This window comes from Roseivirga thermotolerans, from assembly GCF_014653175.1.
GTDB lineage: Bacteria > Bacteroidota > Bacteroidia > Cytophagales > Cyclobacteriaceae > Roseivirga > Roseivirga thermotolerans.
Map to the genome: position 1 here is coordinate 215,996 of NZ_BNAG01000004.1, position 18,509 is coordinate 234,504.

At 43.6% G+C, this 18,509-nt stretch carries 25 protein-coding genes and 1 tRNA gene; 11 read left to right on the top strand and 15 right to left on the bottom strand.

Going from position 1 to position 18,509, the window contains the following annotated elements:
• The first annotated feature begins 61 nt into the window (after positions 1-61).
• Positions 62-1,525, top strand: a complete 1,464-nt coding sequence (locus IE164_RS14625; protein WP_189630998.1) for an alpha-L-fucosidase — start codon at positions 62-64, stop codon at positions 1,523-1,525.
• Here the strand turns inward: IE164_RS14625 and IE164_RS14630 are convergent.
• The 5 genes from IE164_RS14630 to IE164_RS14650 all read right to left on the bottom strand — a co-directional run bounded on the left by IE164_RS14630 (position 1,500) and on the right by IE164_RS14650 (position 4,373).
• Complete coding sequence (locus IE164_RS14630) at positions 1,500-2,291, bottom strand: DUF3050 domain-containing protein (RefSeq protein ID WP_189630999.1); 792 nt, start codon at positions 2,289-2,291, stop codon at positions 1,500-1,502. The genes IE164_RS14625 and IE164_RS14630 overlap by 26 nt on opposite strands.
• A gap of 74 nt (positions 2,292-2,365) precedes the next feature.
• Positions 2,366-3,109, bottom strand: a complete 744-nt coding sequence (locus tag IE164_RS14635) for a sulfite exporter TauE/SafE family protein (RefSeq protein WP_189631000.1) — start codon at positions 3,107-3,109, stop codon at positions 2,366-2,368.
• Positions 3,110-3,214: 105 nt separating this feature from the next.
• A tRNA-Asp gene (locus IE164_RS14640) sits at positions 3,215-3,288 on the bottom strand.
• A gap of 239 nt (positions 3,289-3,527) precedes the next feature.
• Complete coding sequence (locus IE164_RS14645) at positions 3,528-3,743, bottom strand: hypothetical protein (protein WP_189631001.1); 216 nt, start codon at positions 3,741-3,743, stop codon at positions 3,528-3,530.
• Between the two features lie 30 nt (positions 3,744-3,773).
• Positions 3,774-4,373 (bottom strand): DUF6134 family protein, encoded by a 600-nt coding sequence (locus tag IE164_RS14650; RefSeq protein ID WP_189631002.1) that lies wholly within the window; start codon positions 4,371-4,373, stop codon positions 3,774-3,776.
• On the opposite strand from IE164_RS14650, the gene IE164_RS14655 reads away from it, so the two are divergent.
• Entirely contained in the window at positions 4,356-4,679 is a 324-nt protein-coding gene (locus tag IE164_RS14655; RefSeq protein ID WP_229838706.1) for a GNAT family N-acetyltransferase, read from the top strand. The genes IE164_RS14650 and IE164_RS14655 overlap by 18 nt on opposite strands.
• An 88-nt stretch (positions 4,680-4,767) precedes the next feature.
• Here the strand turns inward: IE164_RS14655 and IE164_RS14660 are convergent, their stop codons facing one another.
• The 3 genes from IE164_RS14660 to IE164_RS14670 all read right to left on the bottom strand — a co-directional run bounded on the left by IE164_RS14660 (position 4,768) and on the right by IE164_RS14670 (position 6,588).
• Positions 4,768-5,226 (bottom strand): CBS domain-containing protein, encoded by a 459-nt coding sequence (locus IE164_RS14660; RefSeq protein WP_189631003.1) that lies wholly within the window; start codon positions 5,224-5,226, stop codon positions 4,768-4,770.
• 150 nt (positions 5,227-5,376) lie between these two features.
• Positions 5,377-5,889 (bottom strand): DUF1905 domain-containing protein, encoded by a 513-nt coding sequence (locus IE164_RS14665; protein WP_189631004.1) that lies wholly within the window; start codon positions 5,887-5,889, stop codon positions 5,377-5,379.
• A 327-nt stretch (positions 5,890-6,216) separates the two neighbouring features.
• A complete protein-coding gene (locus IE164_RS14670) occupies positions 6,217-6,588 on the bottom strand; it encodes a hypothetical protein (RefSeq protein ID WP_189631005.1) in 372 nt (123 codons plus the stop codon).
• Positions 6,589-6,649: 61 nt separating this feature from the next.
• Here IE164_RS14670 and IE164_RS14675 point away from each other — a divergent pair, with 61 nt between their 5' ends.
• Positions 6,650-7,795 carry a serine hydrolase domain-containing protein gene (locus tag IE164_RS14675; protein ID WP_189631006.1) on the top strand — a complete coding sequence of 382 codons (1,146 nt, stop codon included), beginning with the start codon at positions 6,650-6,652 and terminating at the stop codon, positions 7,793-7,795.
• Here the strand turns inward: IE164_RS14675 and IE164_RS14680 are convergent.
• On the bottom strand, positions 7,788-7,991 hold the full coding sequence (locus tag IE164_RS14680; protein ID WP_189631007.1) for a DUF3820 family protein: 204 nt from the start codon (positions 7,989-7,991) through the stop codon (positions 7,788-7,790). The two genes, IE164_RS14675 and IE164_RS14680, sit on opposite strands and share 8 nt — an antisense overlap.
• A gap of 221 nt (positions 7,992-8,212) precedes the next feature.
• On the opposite strand from IE164_RS14680, the gene IE164_RS14685 reads away from it, so the two are divergent.
• Entirely contained in the window at positions 8,213-8,644 is a 432-nt protein-coding gene (locus tag IE164_RS14685) for a QcrA and Rieske domain-containing protein (protein WP_189631008.1), read from the top strand.
• Positions 8,645-8,670: 26 nt separating this feature from the next.
• Here the strand turns inward: IE164_RS14685 and IE164_RS14690 are convergent, their stop codons facing one another.
• The gene (locus IE164_RS14690) at positions 8,671-9,336 is read right to left on the bottom strand and encodes a YiaD family glycine zipper/OmpA-like lipoprotein (protein WP_189631009.1); all 666 of its coding nucleotides are present in this window, start codon (positions 9,334-9,336) and stop codon (positions 8,671-8,673) included.
• Between the two features lie 238 nt (positions 9,337-9,574).
• On the opposite strand from IE164_RS14690, the gene IE164_RS14695 reads away from it, so the two are divergent.
• The 5 genes from IE164_RS14695 to IE164_RS14715 all read left to right on the top strand — a co-directional run bounded on the left by IE164_RS14695 (position 9,575) and on the right by IE164_RS14715 (position 13,591).
• Entirely contained in the window at positions 9,575-10,498 is a 924-nt protein-coding gene (locus IE164_RS14695; RefSeq protein ID WP_189631010.1) for an SRPBCC family protein, read from the top strand.
• Positions 10,499-10,676: 178 nt separating this feature from the next.
• Positions 10,677-10,991, top strand: coding sequence for a helix-turn-helix domain-containing protein (locus IE164_RS14700; protein ID WP_189631011.1), 315 nt, complete (start codon positions 10,677-10,679; stop codon positions 10,989-10,991).
• Positions 10,991-12,292, top strand: coding sequence for a type II toxin-antitoxin system HipA family toxin (locus IE164_RS14705; RefSeq protein ID WP_189631012.1), 1,302 nt, complete (start codon positions 10,991-10,993; stop codon positions 12,290-12,292). Before IE164_RS14700 ends, IE164_RS14705 begins: the two co-directional genes overlap by 1 nt.
• A 38-nt stretch (positions 12,293-12,330) precedes the next feature.
• Entirely contained in the window at positions 12,331-12,954 is a 624-nt protein-coding gene (locus IE164_RS14710; protein ID WP_189631013.1) for a flavin reductase family protein, read from the top strand.
• A 151-nt stretch (positions 12,955-13,105) separates the two neighbouring features.
• Positions 13,106-13,591, top strand: a complete 486-nt coding sequence (locus IE164_RS14715; protein WP_189631014.1) for an ankyrin repeat domain-containing protein — start codon at positions 13,106-13,108, stop codon at positions 13,589-13,591.
• A gap of 116 nt (positions 13,592-13,707) precedes the next feature.
• Here the strand turns inward: IE164_RS14715 and IE164_RS14720 are convergent, their stop codons facing one another.
• The 5 genes from IE164_RS14720 to IE164_RS14740 all read right to left on the bottom strand — a co-directional run bounded on the left by IE164_RS14720 (position 13,708) and on the right by IE164_RS14740 (position 15,998).
• Positions 13,708-13,926 (bottom strand): hypothetical protein, encoded by a 219-nt coding sequence (locus tag IE164_RS14720; RefSeq protein WP_189631015.1) that lies wholly within the window; start codon positions 13,924-13,926, stop codon positions 13,708-13,710.
• Positions 13,927-14,077: 151 nt separating this feature from the next.
• Positions 14,078-14,518, bottom strand: coding sequence for a VOC family protein (locus IE164_RS14725; protein ID WP_189631016.1), 441 nt, complete (start codon positions 14,516-14,518; stop codon positions 14,078-14,080).
• Between the two features lie 190 nt (positions 14,519-14,708).
• Positions 14,709-15,134: an SRPBCC domain-containing protein gene (locus IE164_RS14730; protein WP_189631017.1), complete on the bottom strand. Its 426-nt coding sequence runs from the start codon at positions 15,132-15,134 to the stop codon at positions 14,709-14,711.
• A 56-nt stretch (positions 15,135-15,190) separates the two neighbouring features.
• Positions 15,191-15,568 carry a DoxX family membrane protein gene (locus IE164_RS14735; RefSeq protein ID WP_189631018.1) on the bottom strand — a complete coding sequence of 126 codons (378 nt, stop codon included), beginning with the start codon at positions 15,566-15,568 and terminating at the stop codon, positions 15,191-15,193.
• Positions 15,569-15,578: 10 nt separating this feature from the next.
• Positions 15,579-15,998 carry a VOC family protein gene (locus tag IE164_RS14740; RefSeq protein WP_189631019.1) on the bottom strand — a complete coding sequence of 140 codons (420 nt, stop codon included), beginning with the start codon at positions 15,996-15,998 and terminating at the stop codon, positions 15,579-15,581.
• Positions 15,999-16,107: 109 nt separating this feature from the next.
• Between IE164_RS14740 and IE164_RS14745 the strand changes: the two genes are divergently transcribed.
• Positions 16,108-17,073, top strand: a complete 966-nt coding sequence (locus IE164_RS14745; RefSeq protein ID WP_189631020.1) for a GlxA family transcriptional regulator — start codon at positions 16,108-16,110, stop codon at positions 17,071-17,073.
• A gap of 46 nt (positions 17,074-17,119) precedes the next feature.
• Positions 17,120-18,385, top strand: coding sequence for a DUF2130 domain-containing protein (locus IE164_RS14750; RefSeq protein ID WP_189631021.1), 1,266 nt, complete (start codon positions 17,120-17,122; stop codon positions 18,383-18,385).
• The last annotated feature ends 124 nt before the right edge of the window (positions 18,386-18,509 follow it).

The following is an 18,509-nucleotide window of genomic DNA, read 5'->3' on the forward strand; positions in this document are numbered from 1 at the left end:
CAGTTACTTGTAAGTGTCCATTGCTTTAAACCCACAGAAGATTTTAGAAATACCTGTTCTTATGAAAAAGATAATTGTTGGCGTATTCGCCCTGTTTACTACCCTGGCATGCACGCAGAATGTGGCGCCACCAGACCCGGTGGGGCCTTTGCCTTCGGCTGAGCAATTGGCCTGGCAAAAGCTGGAATACTATGCGTTTATTCACTTTAATATGAACACGTTTACTGATATGGAGTGGGGGCTTGGTGATGAGCCTGCGTCCAGTTTTAACCCTACAGCGCTAGATACAAGGCAGTGGGCAAGGGTGGTAAAAGAAGCAGGGATGAAGGGTATTATCCTCACCGCTAAGCACCACGATGGGTTTTGTCTTTGGCCTTCGGCCTATACCGAGCATTCGGTAAAGAATAGCCCCTGGAAGAATGGTACGGGCGATGTGGTAGCCGAATTGGCCGATGCCTGCAGGGAGTTTGGACTCAAGTTAGGTATATATCTATCGCCTTGGGATAGAAACCATGCGGCCTATGGCCAACCGGAGTACGTGGAGTACTACCGCAATCAGGTAAAGGAGCTGCTGACCAACTATGGAGACATATTTGAGTTTTGGGTAGATGGTGCCAACGGGGGCGATGGTTATTATGGTGGAGCTAATGAAACCCGCAACGTAGACAGGAATACCTACTACGGATGGGATAGTACTTTTGCGCTGGTAAAGGCCTTGCAACCGGAAGCTATTATTTTTAGCGATGGTGGGCCAGGCACGCGATGGGTAGGCAACGAAAATGGCTTTGCCGGCAAAACCAACTGGTCTACCTTTAGAAAGGAACAATTTGCACCGGGAGTAGGCCCCTATCAGGAGTCGCCATATGGTCACGAAGACGGTAAATATTGGGTTCCGGCAGAATGTGATGTGTCCATCAGGCCTGGATGGTACTATCATAAAGCGGAAGACGATAAAGTAAAGTCTCTCTCTCAATTGTTGGATATTTACTATCGCTCGGTAGGTAGAAACGCCAATCTACTTCTCAATTTACCGGTAGATAGAAGGGGGTTGGTCCATGAAAATGATGTGGCGGCTTTAATGAATCTGCGAAAAACGCTCGATGAAACGTTTCGTACCAACCTGGCCAAAAAAGCCGTGGCCACTGCCGGTTCAGAAAGAGGTACTGAGTTTTCGGCAGAAAAAGTAATCGATGGAGACTTCGATACTTACTGGTCCACACCAAACGATTCTGTAGCCTCTACTTTGAATCTCTCGTTTTCCGAGCCCGTTACCTTTAACCGACTGCTAATTCAGGAGTATATTCCTTTAGGGCAGCGAGTTAAATCATTCGAAGTATGGATCAAATCGAATAACGAATGGGTACAGGTAGCTAGCGAGACCACTATTGGCTATAAACGCATTCTTCGGTTAGACGACATAACAACCACCGCCATTCAACTTAGAATTACTGATGCTCGCAATGTACCAACCATTTCTGAGGTTGGCGTATATTATGCTACTACAGAACCGGCTCGGCCTCTTTAAGTCCTATGGCTTCGCTAATGGAATCCCATAAACCAATGCGCGCATTCAGGGCCTTTTTAGCTATGGCCAGCACTTCCTGCCATTTCTGTTCATCGTTGTCGCAAAGCTCTGTGATCATGCGCATAGCCAATGGTCCATGATCTCCGCCATCGAGCTCAATGTGTCTTTTCAGATAGTAGGTAAGCTTGCTATAAGCCTTGTGGCCGTCTTTTGCTTCGGCCGATTTTACAATTTCCAGAAACATATCCGGAATTAAGTCTTCTCGTCCAAAAGTGAAAGCTGAAGCGATAAGGTGAGGTTTTCCGCTTTCAATCACATCGAAAGTGAAACGCATAAAGCGTACTACTGCATCGTTCAGGTTTAGTTTTTCCTGGATTTCAGATAGGTTTTGGCCGGCACGGACGCATTCAACAAACTGAGATATTGGCAGTGTATTGGCGCCAATCTGATCCATGGCCTGAAGGTACATTTCAAAATGACTCATGTACTCTCCGTCTTCGTTTACATCGCTCTCTTCTTCCAGCACTATTTCATTGATAAACCTGCTCAATGCAGGATTGTATTTTGGTACCCAGGGTAGAGTAGTGCAGGTAAGTTCGTTTTGTAAGGCTTTTAAAAGCGACATAAAATCCCAAACGGCATATACATGGTTTTCCATAAAAACCTGTATGTCGTTCAGGTTGCTTAATCGTTGATATAAAGGGTGATTGTTGAGTTGGGTTCTATACGGTTGAAGTTCTCGTTCTATCCAATCAGTCTGCTCCATTACTTCAAAGTTTGCTATCGAACCATCTATTGAGCATGGTTGTTGCCGATAGCCGGTGAAAATTTGGGCTAAAATTAACTAAAGTAGATGAACACGGCACCCACGGCTGTCATGAATAAGATAAACTTTCTGAAAAATTGCTCATTGACTCGTTTGAGTAGACGAACCCCAATGAAAAGACCGAGGAAGATGGCCGGAGTAAAGGTCAAGCTTACCTGAAGGGTGGGCCAATTGATGGTGCCCCAACTCCAAACATGAAAGGGCACTTTGAAAAGGTTAATGATTAGAAACAGCCAGGCGGTAGTGCCTATAAAAGCATCTTTCGGTAGGCGCATGGCCAGAAAAAAGATGTTGGCAAAAGAGCCGGCCAGGTTTCCTACCATGGTAGTGAAACCTGCTGTAAGTCCCATAACCCCGGCAAAGGAGAGGTGCTGAGGTACCTTCTTTGACTTGCGCTGATCCCACCAGAACATGATAATCACAGAAATGAAAATAACCAGTGCCATGCTTTTTCTAAAAGCATGAGCCGACATGTGATCGCCAGCAATAGTGCCTACTATTACTCCGGCCATCATAAAGGGCATAAGCCTGAAAAGGTATTTCCATTGTGCATGGCGGTTGTAGTAGATTACGGCAAATACATCGCCCACTATGAGCATAGGAAGCAATATGCCAGTAGAGGCTCTTGCTTCAAAAACTAGCGCCATTAAAGCCACAATGATTATGCTAATGCCCTTAATACCTGATTTAGACAGGCCTAGTACAAAGGCGGCTGTAGTTATGGTAACAATATCAAATAGACTCAGTTGGGAGAGCATGCCGCGAAGATATCTAATTTCCCAAAAGAGCAGGGAGGTACTAATGAAGTTGATTTACCGAGAGTCCGATAATAAAAAAAGCCTCAGATTTCTCTAAGGCTTTTGCGGAACGGACGGGACTCGAACCCGCGACCTCCTGCGTGACAGGCAGGCATTCTAACCAGCTGAACTACCGCTCCTGAATTGTCCCTTTCGTTTAAGGTGTTGCAAAAGTAGTAGCTTAGATTTGATTTGCAAACAGCGCATTCAAAAAACTTTTCATTTTTTTATCGGTTTAAGGCCTTTGGTTTGATTCTGAGCGAATTAGTAATTGCTCGTTTTTTTTAAAAAAACAGAACCAATAAGAGGAAGTGGCCTTTCCGAGCTTTAAAAGTGTAAAAAAATTACCGGTGGTAATAAAGTCTGTAACTATGGTGGCTTACAAAGGCATGTCTTTGTCTTCGTACCAACAGTTAGACGACTTTCGGGCGCCCTGTTTGTCGACCAGAATACGGTAGGCCATGTGTGCCAATAAGACCTGACAAACTAAAAAAGTGCTAAACAAAATTGGTAGATAACCCGAAAACTGGATGAGTCCAACATAAATAACCATGGCTAGTGTGGTCATAACTATGATGAAGTATAGTGGTCTCATATTCTTAAAACCGGTAAGGACTGCTCTTGTTTAGGGTTTCAGGCGAAGTTGAATAGTGCAGGCTTTTGTGACTATGGTTATCTCGCTTAGCTCACCTTTTTGATAGAGATAGGTGGTTTGTTCTCCGTCTTCATCGAGAACATAGGCATGATTGCCAATTGAAGAAATCATAAGAAGTTTACCGGAGAATAGCGATAGAATTTCTCGAATTCGTTCGGGCTCTTCAAAATATAAAAGGTCGGTACCCAGCAACTCGTTATGCTTTAGTTTGAAGGATTCTTTTAGAGTATTCACTAAATAATATTCGTCTTTTTTTACAACCTGTACAGCGCTTTCATTACCGGAGAGATAGTCGTTTGAAGAAGCAGAAGATTCAACTAATATTTGATTGACGTAAGTGGTTTCAATCAGCCGACCAATGTGTAAGTCGGCTGGAACCTGAGTGTTAAAGGTAGCTTCTATTCGCACCTTTACGTTCTCATCGTTCACTTCCCGATGGGCCACTAATTCGCCTATTTTGTGCGTGTCCACAAAAGCCTCCCAGATTAATTGTTGGGCTAAAAGGTTAGAGGGAGCGAAGCAGTAAGTCAGCAGAAGACTTAAAATAGCTAAATGAAACTTATTCCGCATGCAAGGGTTTTTGAGAATATGGAGCTGAAAATTAAACAGAACGATGAGGAAACCAAAGGTAGTTTCTTTATTGAAGAAGATGGCAAACGCCTGGCTGAGATGACTTATTCAAAAGCCGGGGCAGATAAAATTATTATAGATCATACCGAGGTGAATGATGTCTTGCGAGGAAAAGGGGTTGGCTTAAGGCTGGTAGAGGCAGCGGTTGATTATGCGCGAGGGGCGGGCATAAAAATTCTACCCTTGTGTCCTTTTGCCAGGGCTACATTTAAACGCAAAAATGAATGGAGAGATGTTTTATCGTAAAAGGCAATTCAAAGCTCAGAAAAGTGTTTTGGAAAGGGAGGCTTTTGGGTATTGATACACTTGAGCTTTGAATGCCGTAGGTGGAAAATTACCAGGTAGATGTCTTTAAATCTCTGGTGGCTTGTAGTATATCCCTTCGGCTTACCTGTCCCACCAATTTGCCATTGTGGTCTACTACGGGAAAACGCCTGAAGTGTGTGTGTAAAAACTTGGAAGCCACATCGAGTACATCGGCAGTTATCGGCACAGTCGACACGTTATTACTCATGTATTGCATTACCGTTATTTTACCATGAGGTAGATTGTGGTAGGCTTCATCGACCATGATTTTCATACAGTCGATTTCAGAAAGTATACCTATAATTTTACCATCATCATCTACCACCGGAGCACCGGAAATGCGGTGTTCCAAAAAGATATCCATAGCATCTGCTATGCTCTGTAGTGGATGAAAGGTTATAACCTCTCTTGTCATATAGTCGGTCACCGGCTTGTACTCGTTTACCGTCTTAGTCGGCTCCGGTGCTTTAGATCCTTGGAAATTCATATAGTCCCTTAGTTTTGCTTGTGAAAAGTCTGTTAAAACAATAGGTAGAATGTATGGATATTTTATCTATTATCAAAATTATTAATGGTGTATTTGTTCTATCATAGAATTAAGTTACTGTGATTCTATTGTAATGCAGAATTTAATTCATTAAATGTTTTGATTGAACTGTTTGATTTTCTCATTCAGCAGCTTGAAGTCTAATTGACCATGAACGTCTTTTAAATGCTCCATAATGGCTAAGGCCTTGTTTATTTGTCTGTCGATGCTTTTTACCTTGCTTACTATGTAGATCAGGTTTCTTTGTTTTCCGGCTGTGAGTGAATGAAAATACCTGCTACCCAACTCGTCTTGATCGAGTATCAGACGTAGTGTTTCGGGCATAGGCATTCCGTATTCCGACTCATCTTTTTTCAGCTGTAGTTCCACACGATCGCCCTCTTTGAGCTTCAATTGTTGCCTTACTTTCTTGTTAATCATAATGTAGCTGCCTTCACCCAAAGGCATTAGAGCTGCATGAATAGTCACGCTTTGGTTGATGGTGCATACCACTCGCCTGTGTTCTGTACTACTGAGAATGGTCGTGGTGGCTTTGTCGATTGGGAAGTGGTAATATCCGGTAGACCAATCAAATGATTGTAGGTGTGTTTCAATACATACCATGCTTTTTGTGGAGGTTAATGGTTGAAGTTATCAAGAAAACGAGTTTTCATGCTTCATGTGGGAAATAAAAAAATGAAACGGTTAAATCCGTTAAGGCCGGTTACTTCGTATCTCCCAGTATAAAGCATCTTTTGAGTATTGAAGGTGTGGATTTGAAAGAATTAACACGGTAGTGTTGCTGATAGTTGGTTGAGTCGGGGTGGTCTGCGCAAGTGGGCTGCCCTAATTTTTTATATATAAAAAAGTAAACTCTGTTTTACCGAAATAAAATCAATGTTACCTTTGTGTTAACTGATTACATGATTGCACTGTCTTTCATGTTTTCGATTAGGTGAGAGGAGGTGTCATGGCCTCCTTTCTTTTTTTAGAGTTGAAGTAATAAAACGTAAGGCTCAAAATAAGACATAGTAAACCAAGCGACAGGTGAGGGTATGCTTGGGTAATGCCTCCGGCTACCAGTGAGGGGCTAATGTCGTTTGCTGCCTGAATGGCTTCAAACGTTTGGTTTATCTGACTGACAACTCCCCATAAAGCAAGGCATACTGCAATTAACCCTACAGGAATGAGTGATTTTCTGAAAAGATAAACTCTTATCTTTTCCATTCTATAGTGCTGATAAAATCCCATAACGAGTATGTAGGCCAGCAATATGTAGAGCATTGAAGCAAACGGAGATAACCATGGAGAAGGAAGAGCCATAGATAAAATTGTTATTGTGTTTGGTGTGAATATTTAATAAATCTACATCAAAAATACCTCTATGTCAATCAGGCAATTACTACTCACAATTTTATTTACAAGCTCCATTTCACTCTCAGCTCAATACTTTCCTCCACGTGGTACCTGGCAGAGTAAGGCTCCCCATGAGCTTGGTCTGAATTCTGCTAAACTCAGCGAAGCTGTTCAGTTTGCCGAAGCCAATGAGTATTCCGGCTCAAAAGATTTAAGAGTGGCTATTTTAGAAGGTTTTAGAAATGAGCCTTTTCATGAAATTCTGGGGCCTACTAAGAAAAGAGGTGGTCCGGCAGGCCTGATTATCAAAAATGGTTACATAGTGGCGCAATGGGGCGATGTAAATCGGGTAGATATGACTTTCAGTGTTACCAAAAGTTATCTCTCTACAGTGGCGGGTTTGGCTTTAGATGAAGGACTCATTGGCAGCGTGCAGCATGAGGTAAAAGACTATGTTTGGGATGGAACATTTGAAGGTGAGCATAATGGCAAAATTACCTGGCACCAACTGCTCAATCAGTCATCGGCCTGGTCGGGTGAATTGTTTGGTATAAAAGATTGGGGTGACAGGCCTCCGAGAAGGGGCGGCATAGATGATTGGAGGTTTACTAAGCCTGTAGAACCGGGTACGGTCATGGAGTATAACGATGTACGTGTAAATGTACTGGCTTATTCACTTTTGCAGGTGTGGCGAAAGCCTGTTCCGCAAGTACTAAAGGAGAAGGTAATGGATCCCATAGGTGCCTCAACTACCTGGCGCTGGCTTGGCTATAAAGACGCTTGGGTGACCATAGATGGTCTGCAAATGAAGTCGGTAACCGGAGGAGGGCATTCCGGAGGAGGGCTGTTTATAAATACGCTCGATCATGCTCGTTTTGGCTTGCTCTTTCTCAATAACGGAAGGTGGAATGGTCAGCAGATTCTTTCTGAAGAATGGGTGAATGCCGTACAGCAACCTTCAGAACCAATGGAAAGCTATGGCTACATGTGGTGGTTGAACCGTGGTCCGAGAAAATGGCAAGGTGTTGAAGACGAAAGTATATACTATGCGGCAGGCTTTGGTGGTAACTTTATTGTGGTAGACAAGGCTAACAATATGGTTATTGTTACCCGTTGGCTGGAGCCGGGTAAAATTGGAGAGATGGTTAAGAAGGTTCAGGAAGCTCTCAACTAATTTTTTTGAGCCGGACTAAAAGGTCATCCAGTCCGTTGAGTTTAATTTCATAGACCGTTTGCAACTGCATGCCCAGTTTGCCTTGAGGAAAACCCTTTCTACCAAACCACTCCAGATAGCTTATGGGCAGGTCGCAAAGCAAAGTACCCTTGTATTTGCCAAAGGGCATTCTAATTCGTACAATTTCTTGAAGCATGTTGGGGTTAAAGCCGGCAGGTTCCAAAGGCAGTTGTTTAATTACCTCTAAAAGTACGAGCTATTTTTATAAGGTGACTGAATAGGCTGTGTTTAGTCGTGTAGCAGTCTAATTTTTTGTATTTCTCAATCAATTCGGTCAATTCTTTAGTTGTGTCTGAATGGTGACAAACCAAGCACGGGGTATTGCTCGTATGCCTTACTAGAATAAACTACTAAACTATGGACCGTAAAGAATTCTTAAAAAATGCTTCTGCTGCTACGGCTTTGGCTTTCTTTGGCTTGTCGTTGGAGAGTTGCTCCAGCGATCAGGAAGACACCACTCCGGGCACCGGCAATCCACCTGCCAGCTCAGCTGTTACCTTTAACATAACGGAAAACCCGTTTAATGCTCTTCAGTCGGAGGGAGGTTGGCTTTTACATCCTTCAGAAAATATTCTGTTGGTCAATGTGGGTGGCCAACTTAGCGCCTTTGGGTCGAGATGTACACACACGGGTTGCACTCGTGATTGGACCTTCCCGAACAACGTTTTTCAATGCAACTGTCATGGCTCTCAGTTCGATACGAACGGCCAGGTAGTAAACGGACCGGCTTCTTCTCCGCTCACAAAGTTGTCGGTAAGCGTAAATGGAGATATTGTAACGGTGGGCTAGGTAAAGAAAAGGAAAAAGGAGGCTGATTAATTCAGCTCTCCTCTTTTTGCCATTCGCTTCATTTTGTCGTTGGCGTAAATGGCTACTTCTACTCTTCGGTTGGCTCGTCTTCCGGCAACCGTATTGTTATCGGCTATTGGTTGAGACTCTCCATAACCGGCTATACTTAGTCTTTTGTAGTCTAGTCCAAGGCTAATCAGGTAGTCTTGCACAGAAGACGCCCTTTGTTCTGATAGTCGTTGATTGTAGGCCGCTTCTCCGGTGCTGTCGGTGTGTCCTTCAATCAATACGTTTGTGTCTTCGTATTTTTTAAGCACTGTGGCCAGGTCTTGCAGGTTTTGCTTGGTGTCAACCGTTAGGGTCGATTGGTTGGTGGCAAACATAAGGCCTGAATCGAAAGTGATTTTAATACCTTCGCCCACGCGCTCTACTTTTGCGCCTTCCAGGTCGTTTCTAAGCTCTTCGGCTTGCTTGTCCATGCGTTTTCCAATGAGTGCTCCGGCAGTACCGCCAATAGCGGCTCCTATAATGACTCCCGTAGCTGTATTGTCTTTACCGGCAATTACTCCACCCAATACGCCACCGGCAGTACCGCCAATGGCACTACCTTTTAGGGTGTTGCTGGCTTTGCAGCCATAAAGCATGAGGGCAGAGAGTAAAGTGATTCCGAATAGTTTTAGTTTGTGTTTCATGATTTTGGATTTTTTTGTATCATGAAGTCAACTGATATGCCATTTGGGTAACTTGTTGATAATTAGTTAGGTAAGGTTGCCTGGGGTGTGTTGTGTCTTTTGTTTTTGAGAATCTTTTTTCAAAATGAAAGTGAAATAGAGTTATAGCCTATGGTGGCTTGGCCGGAAGAAATTAGGGCTGGAATGGTATGAGGTAATTTGGCCTAAAATTGATAACTTCCTATCCAAATTTTTTGTCATGCCGAAAATGAATATTAGTCGATCCATTACGATCGATGCCCCCGCAGAAAAAGTGTTTTCCAAACTAAACGACTTGAACCATTGGACTACCTGGTCGCCATGGCTCATTTTAGAACCGGAAACCAAGGTAACGGTAAGAGAAGATGCTAAACATTATGAGTGGGAGGGAGAAAGAACAGGTTCAGGGCAAATGACCATTACCTCAGAAAAAGAAAATGAGGAATTGCAGTTGGATCTCCTTTTTCTTAAACCGTGGAAATCGAAGGCTAAGGTGGGGTTTAAATTGAAAGGTAATGGAGAGGCTACACATGTTACCTGGACCATGGAAAGTTCCATGCCCTTCTTTATGTTTTTCATGGCTAAGATGATGGAGGCTTTTGTAGGCATGGATTATGAGCGTGGTTTAAAGCTGTTGAAAGATTATGTGGAAGATGGAAAGGTGCATTCTGCGTTGGAGATAGAGAAGAATGGTAGCTATCCGGGGTGTACGTATGTGGGAATTACCACGGACTGTAAGATTGTAGATTTGGCCGATGCCATGACCAAAGACTTCGATAAGTTATGGGAATATATGGGTGATAAGAAGGATTTAATAGCGGGCAACCCTATCTCTATTTATCATAAGTGGAAGTTTGTAAAGGGTACTGCTCAGTATACTGTGGCTGTGCCGGTGAACAGGCTTCCGGAAAGTTTATCTGGAGGATTTGTGAGTGGTGGTATACCGGCTACTACGGTGTATAGTGCTATTCATACGGGGCCTTATGAACACTTGGGTAATGCGTGGTCGCTGATGGCTAATTTGCAGCGAAGTAAGGCTTTTAAAAATAGAAAGGGAATCCATCCTTTTGAAGAGTATCTGAATGACCCATCTGAAACTGATCCTAAATCGCTCAAGACTGCGGTGCGTTTTGCGGTAAAGTAGCATTCTAACCTTATTTTGAAACATAGTCATACTTTTTAAAACCTATATTTATAGGTTTTAAAGTTGTATTATGAGTTTAATATTGATTATAATGGGTTTTTAAACAAAATTTTATAAATTTGTTCACACCTATTTATTTGGGTTTTAAAACTATTTTGCTCACTTAATACCTATTTATATGGGTTATAAAAACTGGAAGAGGATGACAGACCAGGCTATTGTAGAGGAGCTTGGTCAACGGATAAAGCAGCGCAGAATTCACAAGCGCTACACCCAGAAAGAATTGGCCGAAAGGGCAGGGGTCAATGTAAATACTATTCAAAATTTGGAGTATGGCAAGTCGGTAACGCTTGCAGTACTCATACAGGTGCTTAGGGCCTTAAAAGATTTAGATCACTTAGATGCGTTTCTGCCCGAGGTAGAGGAGAGTCCGCTTATGGTTATGGAGAATGAAGCGAAGCCTCTTCAGCGTGTACGAAAACCAAGAAAGTAATGGCGGTTGTGCAAGTTTTTGTTTGGGATGAGCTGGTTGGCGCTGTTATATGGAATGAAGCCCGCCAAGTGGCTACATTTCAGTTTGTCCCGGAATTTATCGAAAAAGGTATTGATTTAGCCCCTCTTACCATGCCTTTAGACGATCTGAAACGCGGTGAAACCATCTATTCATTTCCATCTCTCAACCGCGATACCTACAGCGGATTGCCGGGCTTGTTGTCTGATTCGTTGCCCGATGCTTTCGGGAACCAAATTATTCGATCTTGGCTGGCTACTCAGGGTAGAACACCGGCTAGTATTACACCATTGGAAAAATTAAGCTACGTGGGTATTAGGGGCATGGGGGCTTTGGAGTTTAAACCGGCTTCTACTCCTTTTGGCAAACAAACGAAAGATATTGAGGTAGAAGAATTGTTAGGGCTTACGAATAAGGTGTTGGAAGAGCGACAGGCCATAAACCTTAGTTTAACAGAAGATGAGCAGGAGGCTATGACCGACTTGATAAGGGTGGGGACTTCGGCCGGAGGGCAGCGCCCAAAAGCCATTGTGGGCTATAATGCCAAAACAGGGGCCTTAAAGTCGGGGCAATTTAGGCTGCCCAAAGGGTTTAACTATTATCTCCTGAAATTCGATGGTGTAAAGGCCGGAAATTTGGGCGATCCGGCCGGATACGGTAGAATAGAGATGGCCTATTACCTGATGGCCAAGGCAGCAGGCATAGAAATGATGACTTGCCGACTGTTGGAAGAGAATGGTCGTGCCCACTTTATGACTCAACGGTTCGATCGGAGCCCTGAGGGCGAAAAGATTCATATGCAAACCCTATGCGCCTTATCGCACTATGACTTTATGATGCCCGGAGCTTATGGATATGAAGATGTAATGGCCGATATGCGCGATTTGCAACTGCCTTATGCCGCTATGGAGCAGATGTTTTTGCGTATGGTATTTAATCTGGTGGCCAGAAATCAAGACGATCATACAAAGAACATTGCATTTCTTTTGCCCAAAGGAGGAGAGTGGCGATTGGCTCCGGCCTATGATGTAACCTGGGCATACAATCCGCAAGGTGCCTGGACCAGCCAGCACCAAATGTCGTTAGGGGGTAAACGCGATCATTTTAACCGGGAGGACTTGCTTGTTTTTGGTCGCCAGCAGTCCATTAAAAAAGCCGACCTGCTCATCAATCAGGTTTTGGATGCTGTGCATCGCTGGCCTGAATGGGCCAATGAAACTGGTGTGCCTAAAGCTCAGGCTGGGGCTATTGCCAAAACCCATCGTTTGTATTTGGGAGGTTAAACACTTTTGTGCTGGCTGGGGTTTGTTAGAAAAACTTTATGAAACTCAGCAAGGATCAGTTGCTGTCGCTCGACAGAATTTGCCGTTTAAACCTCGTCAATTCCTTAACAGGCATTAAGCCCGCCAATCTTATTGGTACCGTGAACACTCGTGGGGTCACTAATCTGGCCATTTTTAGTTCGGTGATACACCTTGGGAGCAACCCGCCACTGTTAGGCATGGTTACCCGACCTTTGGGTGAGGTGAGAAGGCATACTTATGAAAATATTAAGGAAACCGGAGTCTTTACCATTAACAGCGTACCGAACTCCATGACCAAAGCAGCACATTATACAGCCGCCAAATTCGAAGACAACGAGTCTGAATTTGAGCATTGTGGGTTTACACCTGAATACCTTAGTGAATTTAAAGCTCCATTTGTGCGAGAGAGTCCTTTAAAAATGGGCTTGCAATTGGTAGATGAACTACCAATAAAGCACAATGATACGCGCCTACTCATTGGAGAAATCGAGTATTTGTGTTGCGAACAAGAGGTAGGTGATGGACACTTGAATCTTGAAGAGTTGCAATTAGCAGGTGTCTCTGGGCTCAATTCTTACTATACCCTAGAAAAGATAGCGGAGTATCCTTATCCCAGAAAAGAGGAGTGGAGTAAAGATTGAATATTGCTTGAGTTTATATAGAATATTGATTTTGTAAATACTTTGTAAAGATTTTCAATTTGATCGAACGCTTGATATTGAACAGTTTCGTAGAGTTGAAACATGAATTTTGGCCTGAAAGCAGCGCAATAAATAGCTTAAACCTGGATAAATGGCGAATAACGAATTGACTACTAAACTACAGCAGGGACTACGTTCCGGTGATTTGCCTGTAGTGCAAAAACTACTTGAGGAACATCCGCATTTGACTAATCAAGCTGACGAACGTGGGTTTACTCCTCTCATCATGGCGGCCTACTTTAATCATTTGGAGCTGGTGAAGCTGCTCGTGGAAACCGGAGCGGATATCGATGCGGTAGATGGCTCAGGAAATACTCCTTTGATGGGAGCCGTGTTTAAAGGGTATGTAGAAATTGCCGATTATCTAATTAAAAATGGAGCTTCTCTTCACGTAAGCAATTATAATGGCGCAACGGTGATGACCTATGCGGCTACTTACGGAAAGCCTGAAATGATTGAACTGCTGAAAGCTGTCAAGGCTGATGTAAATCAAAAAGACAACAGGGGACTGAGTCCGCTCGATCATGCTAAAATTCAGAATAATGAGGCTTTTCTCCGCGCCTTCGGAAATGCATAAGGCTATGTAGAACGGACAAATGGCCTGACCGTGGTTATGTTGTTACCCAATGCCTGTTGGGGTGAACAACAAATAATGCCTTAGTTAGATCGACAGCCAATCCACTATTATGGCTGTTAGTCGAGTAATAGGTTAATTTCCACACCCGACTGCCTTACCAATAGCATAATATCTCCAGGATCTACCTCTCCTTCCACTCGCAATATATTGTCACGGTCTTCCAGGTCGAAGTTTACATCGAGGTGGGGGAAATGATGGAGAATTGACGTTTTGATTAGTGCTGCCTGAGCTTGAGAGGAAACATTTGTTTTAAAAACCTCTATGGTGATGAACATAAGCCTTAAAAAATAAAGTACGACCCTGTAACTACTCATGAAAAATGCAATGATGCACTTTTTGGTTCCCTTGGTATAAAATTTAGGCAAGAGGAAGAAACACCCACCTCAGCCCATTGGTTTCCGGGCAGGTGTTTCATCGGGGCAATCTTTAGGCCTTTTCGGCACAATTGAACATCCACTGTACCCCAAACTTATCGATGCAACTACCAAAATAATCGCCCCAGAACATATCTTGGAGTTCCATGGTAACCTTTCCATTGGCAGAAAGCTCTTTGAATAACCGCTGGGTTTCTTTTCTGGTATCCGGTTGTAAGTTGATGTATACATTATTGCCTTGTTGAAGATCAAAGCCCATACTTTTGGGGGCATCCGTCCCCATCAGACTATGACAATCCATAATTCGCAGTTCAACGTGCATTACGAGTTGCTTGTCGGCCTCAGTGAGTTGGGGCATCTCCGGGTCGGAAGGAATATCGCCCATTCGCATAATGCCTTCTCCGGAAAATTCTCCTCCAAAAACAGATTTATAAAAATTAAAAGCCGCTTCTGTTTCGCGCTCAAAGTTTAGGTAGGTGCTTACACTTGCCATGTGGTTTTATGATTTAATGGTTAGAAATAAATGGCGAAATTCGGTTGCATGCTAAGTTTGTAGAACACAAGGCCTATGGAACGGTGTTTAAGCTGCGAACACAAATGCGTGAGACCAAAGCGAGCCATTTTAAAAAGTACTTGGTGATTTAAGTATTAAAAAATCAAAAATGAACACGAGATGCTATGGCTTAAGATGCCTTAGCTCCTTCAGCACACTTTTTATAGTTGTTGAGAATAGCCTGCCAGCCGTCTTTCTGCATTTCTAGGGAGTTTTGGGTTTCCGCATCGAAAGTCGTGGTTACTTCAACTCCCTCCGGCTTAGTTTCGAACGTGGTACAAACCTCGCGGCCATCGTCTAACCGATAAACGAGCTTCTTTTCTTTCTCCACCGTTTCGTAAGTCGCTTCAAAATCGAAGCCGAAACTACCGTCTTTGGCCTCCATTCTCGAACGGAGTTTTCCTCCTACTTTGAGGTCGTTTTGAGCCGTTGGGCAATGCCAGGTATCATCGGCAAAGTTCCATTGAGTAATGTAATGCGGGTTGGTATAGCAATCCCAGGCTGTGGAAAGGCCGGCTTTTACCGTAGCTGCAATAGTTATTTTCTGAAAAGTCATGTGGTTGGTGTTTTATAATTCAATTTAAATGTTTTTCTGTGCGAATGGGTGTTGAGTTACTTTACCATTACCAGGTATTTGTTACGGTTTTCAAAAATTACCCAACATTCAATGGCCAGTAATGCAATTACTAAGGGTAGCCCGCTGGGTGCTGCGGTAAGGTTAATGAGCGTGATACCGGTAAGAATAGGAATCAACACAATGGCCCCCAGAGCTCTGTAGCGCGGTATCATAAAAAGCACTCCACCAATTATTTCGATAATGGCCACCAAAGGCAATAGCCAGCTAACCTGCATTAGAGCCGTCATCAACTCAATCATGCTTTGAGGCAGATCGTCCGGTATCGGCATGTAGTTGAAAAACTTGTTGAGGCCGGCATTTACAAACATGAGCCCAAGGAGCAATGAAAGTGCAAAGAGTATTTTCTGTTTCATATATAAGTTTTTATAGGGTTAATGTTCTTAAGGGGTGGTGAAGCATCCATTGATTGCCAAATTGGTCGGTAAGTCCACCAATCATGGCTCCCCAATGTGTTTTTTGAATCGGACGCGTTACCTGTCCTCCCATTTTGAGCTTATCAAAAATGGCCTCCATTTCTCCTTCTTTTTGGCACTCCAGTAAAATACTCATGTGGTTGCCAGTGGTTAAAGGTTCATCCAAAAGGTCAGAAGCCATCAATATCAGTTGTTCACTTCTTAGGGTAGCATGTACAACCAATTGGGAGAGTTTGGGTGGAAAAGCGTGTCGTTGAGGCATGTCTTCAAGGGTTTGCATGTTCAGCTCTCCACCAAAGCAGTTTTTATAGAAGTGCATGGCTGCTCTGCAATTTCCGTTGAATGACAAATGGGCAAAGGCTCTTTTCATTTTTGTTTTGCTTCCCTACAAAGGTGGCAGAGTAGAAGCTTAGAAACAGGGTGTGAAAACGACTCTCTACGGGGTTGATCGCGTCAAATACTTCATCTATCTTCAATACATGAAAAACATATGCATACTTGTGCCCGAAATGGCAGTTACTGAGGCTGTTTCTAACCCTCGTTACATGTTCTCTGCCGCCAATCAGTTTTTACAAGCTTCCGGAAGGTCGCCCGTTTTTAATATTGAGCTGGTTGGTTCTCGGGCTCAGGTGCCGGTACACGATGGCTATTGCAGTATTCAAACCACTCGGCTTTTAAACCACTCCAAATCGGCAGATCTGGTGATCATACCCGCGCTGTTTGGAGATATGCAAACGGCTGTCAGTAAGAACGAGGCTTTGATTCCATGGATTATTGAACAACACAGTCGTGGAGCAGAAGTAGCCTCACTCTGTGTAGGTGCTTTTTTGCTGGCCGCCACCGGCCTGCTTAATGGTAAAAAATGCAGCACCCATTGGGCCTATTATCAAGAGTTTAAGGAAACCTATCCGGAGGTAGAGGTACAAGACGGAAGCATTATAACGGAAGAAGATCGTATCTACTCCAGTGGTGGAGCCAATTCGTATTGGAACTTACTGCTCTATTTGCTGGAAAAATATACCGACAGAGACACGGCCATCCTTGCCTCTAAATACTTTGCCATAGATATGGATAGAGAGAGCCAGGCACCATTTACGATTTTCAGAGGGCAGAAGGACCACAACGATCAACAGGTGTTGCAGGCCCAGGAGTTTATAGAGCAAAATTTTGCCGACAAGCTAACAGTTGATGAATTGGCCGATCATGTGGCTGTAAGTCGCAGAAGTTTTGAAAGGCGTTTTAAACAAGCCACCGGCAATACCATTCTAGAATACATTCAAAGGGTGAAAATAGAAGCGGCCAAACGCTCATTTGAGGCCACGCGAAAGAATATTACCGAGGTGATGTTCGATGTAGGATACACCGATACCAAGGCCTTCCGAAATGTTTTTAAGAAAATAACAGGTCTTACTCCGGCTGAGTACAGAGATAAGTATAGGAAGTAAGAAATTGATCAGGATAACTGTGGCACTTTAAATAAATTTGTCAACCATGTCGACAAAGAATCAAATCAATTGCCCCAATTGTGGCACCGCTATAGACGTACAAGACATTCTTTCGCATCAGTTAGAAGAGGAGATAAAACAGAAATATCAGGCCGAACTGACTGCTGCACAACAACGGTTCAAAGCCGAACAGGAGAGTCTGGCCAAAGCCAGAGCCGACTTTGAAGAAAAGAAGAGGAGAGAGAATGAGCTTTTTCAAGAGCGACTGGAAAAGCAAATGGCCCAGGAGCGCAAATTGTTGGAAGATAAACTGAAGTCGAAATTGCTCTCAGAACAAGCCGAGCAGTTTGAAGCCCTTCAAAAGGAACTCAACGAGAAATCCGAACAAGTAAAAGAGCTGAATCGCTCGCGGGTTGAAATTGAACGCTTAAAAAGGGAGAAAGAAGAGGCAAAGGAACTAGCTCAGTTGGAGGCACAGAGAATGCTCAACGAAATGCTCGTACAAGAGCGCGAAAAAATCAGCAAGTCGGAAGCCGAGAAAAATGAGCTTAAAATGAAAGAGCTCGAAAAAAAGCTGGAAGATCAGAAGAAGCTCACTGAAGAAATGCAGCGTAAGCAAGCTCAGGGCTCTATGCAATTGCAGGGTGAGGTACAAGAACTGGCCATTGAAGAGTGGCTTTCTACACAGTTTCCTTTAGATACGATCGAAGAAATTAAGAAAGGAGCCCGAGGAGCCGATTGCATTCAGGTAGTCAACACGCGCACTTTACAAAACTGCGGTAAGATCTATTACGAGAGCAAGCGAACCAAGGACTTTCAACCGGGATGGATTGAGAAATTTAAAGCCGATATGCGCGACAAAGAGGCCGATGTGGGAGTGCTGGTTACCGAGGCTATGCCCGCTGATATGGAGCGCATGGGGCTTAAAGATGGGGTCTGGGTTTGCTCATTTGCTGAGTTTAAGGGGCTTTGCGCGGTGCTCAGAGAGTCGGTTATACAGTTGAGTAAGGTGGCTATTTCTCAAGAAGGCAAAGGCGATAAAATGCATATGCTTTACGATTTCCTTACCAGTAACACCTTCCGTATGCAAGTAGAAGCCATTGTAGAAGGCTTCTCTCAAATGAAAGCCGACCTGGAAAGGGAGAAAAACTCCATGCAGCGAATTTGGAAGCAACGCGAAAAGCAAATCGATAAAGTAGTTTCTAATACTATTGATATGTACGGCTCCATAAAAGGAATTGCCGGCAATGCAGTTCAAAGCGTGAAGGCTCTGGAACTCGATGCCGGTTTGCCTGAAGAAGGAGAGGAGTAATAAGGTGAGTAGAAGGTGTGGGGCTGAGTTATAAGTTCAGAATGACACACTACGAGTTGTGCCAGACATATAAACCATGAGTCAGGAATTACAATTTAGGTGATGATCTTTGGAGAGTAATTAC

Bases quoted from the DNA above. Each gene is read 5' to 3' on its own strand.
- IE164_RS14625 (WP_189630998.1), top strand. From the start codon at position 62: ATGAAAAAGATAATTGTTGGCGTATTCGCCCTGTTTACTACCCTGGCA.
- IE164_RS14630 (WP_189630999.1), bottom strand. From the start codon at position 2,291: ATGGAGCAGACTGATTGGATAGAACGAGAACTTCAACCGTATAGAACC.
- IE164_RS14635 (WP_189631000.1), bottom strand. From the start codon at position 3,109: ATGCTCTCCCAACTGAGTCTATTTGATATTGTTACCATAACTACAGCC.
- IE164_RS14645 (WP_189631001.1), bottom strand. From the start codon at position 3,743: ATGAGACCACTATACTTCATCATAGTTATGACCACACTAGCCATGGTT.
- IE164_RS14655 (WP_229838706.1), top strand. From the start codon at position 4,356: ATGAAACTTATTCCGCATGCAAGGGTTTTTGAGAATATGGAGCTGAAA.
- IE164_RS14650 (WP_189631002.1), bottom strand. From the start codon at position 4,373: ATGCGGAATAAGTTTCATTTAGCTATTTTAAGTCTTCTGCTGACTTAC.
- IE164_RS14660 (WP_189631003.1), bottom strand. From the start codon at position 5,226: ATGAATTTCCAAGGATCTAAAGCACCGGAGCCGACTAAGACGGTAAAC.
- IE164_RS14665 (WP_189631004.1), bottom strand. From the start codon at position 5,889: ATGGTATGTATTGAAACACACCTACAATCATTTGATTGGTCTACCGGA.
- IE164_RS14670 (WP_189631005.1), bottom strand. From the start codon at position 6,588: ATGGCTCTTCCTTCTCCATGGTTATCTCCGTTTGCTTCAATGCTCTAC.
- IE164_RS14675 (WP_189631006.1), top strand. From the start codon at position 6,650: ATGTCAATCAGGCAATTACTACTCACAATTTTATTTACAAGCTCCATT.
- IE164_RS14680 (WP_189631007.1), bottom strand. From the start codon at position 7,991: ATGCTTCAAGAAATTGTACGAATTAGAATGCCCTTTGGCAAATACAAG.
- IE164_RS14685 (WP_189631008.1), top strand. From the start codon at position 8,213: ATGGACCGTAAAGAATTCTTAAAAAATGCTTCTGCTGCTACGGCTTTG.
- IE164_RS14690 (WP_189631009.1), bottom strand. From the start codon at position 9,336: ATGAAACACAAACTAAAACTATTCGGAATCACTTTACTCTCTGCCCTC.
- IE164_RS14695 (WP_189631010.1), top strand. From the start codon at position 9,575: ATGCCGAAAATGAATATTAGTCGATCCATTACGATCGATGCCCCCGCA.
- IE164_RS14700 (WP_189631011.1), top strand. From the start codon at position 10,677: ATGGGTTATAAAAACTGGAAGAGGATGACAGACCAGGCTATTGTAGAG.
- IE164_RS14705 (WP_189631012.1), top strand. From the start codon at position 10,991: ATGGCGGTTGTGCAAGTTTTTGTTTGGGATGAGCTGGTTGGCGCTGTT.
- IE164_RS14710 (WP_189631013.1), top strand. From the start codon at position 12,331: ATGAAACTCAGCAAGGATCAGTTGCTGTCGCTCGACAGAATTTGCCGT.
- IE164_RS14715 (WP_189631014.1), top strand. From the start codon at position 13,106: ATGGCGAATAACGAATTGACTACTAAACTACAGCAGGGACTACGTTCC.
- IE164_RS14720 (WP_189631015.1), bottom strand. From the start codon at position 13,926: ATGTTCATCACCATAGAGGTTTTTAAAACAAATGTTTCCTCTCAAGCT.
- IE164_RS14725 (WP_189631016.1), bottom strand. From the start codon at position 14,518: ATGGCAAGTGTAAGCACCTACCTAAACTTTGAGCGCGAAACAGAAGCG.
- IE164_RS14730 (WP_189631017.1), bottom strand. From the start codon at position 15,134: ATGACTTTTCAGAAAATAACTATTGCAGCTACGGTAAAAGCCGGCCTT.
- IE164_RS14735 (WP_189631018.1), bottom strand. From the start codon at position 15,568: ATGAAACAGAAAATACTCTTTGCACTTTCATTGCTCCTTGGGCTCATG.
- IE164_RS14740 (WP_189631019.1), bottom strand. From the start codon at position 15,998: ATGAAAAGAGCCTTTGCCCATTTGTCATTCAACGGAAATTGCAGAGCA.
- IE164_RS14745 (WP_189631020.1), top strand. From the start codon at position 16,108: ATGAAAAACATATGCATACTTGTGCCCGAAATGGCAGTTACTGAGGCT.
- IE164_RS14750 (WP_189631021.1), top strand. From the start codon at position 17,120: ATGTCGACAAAGAATCAAATCAATTGCCCCAATTGTGGCACCGCTATA.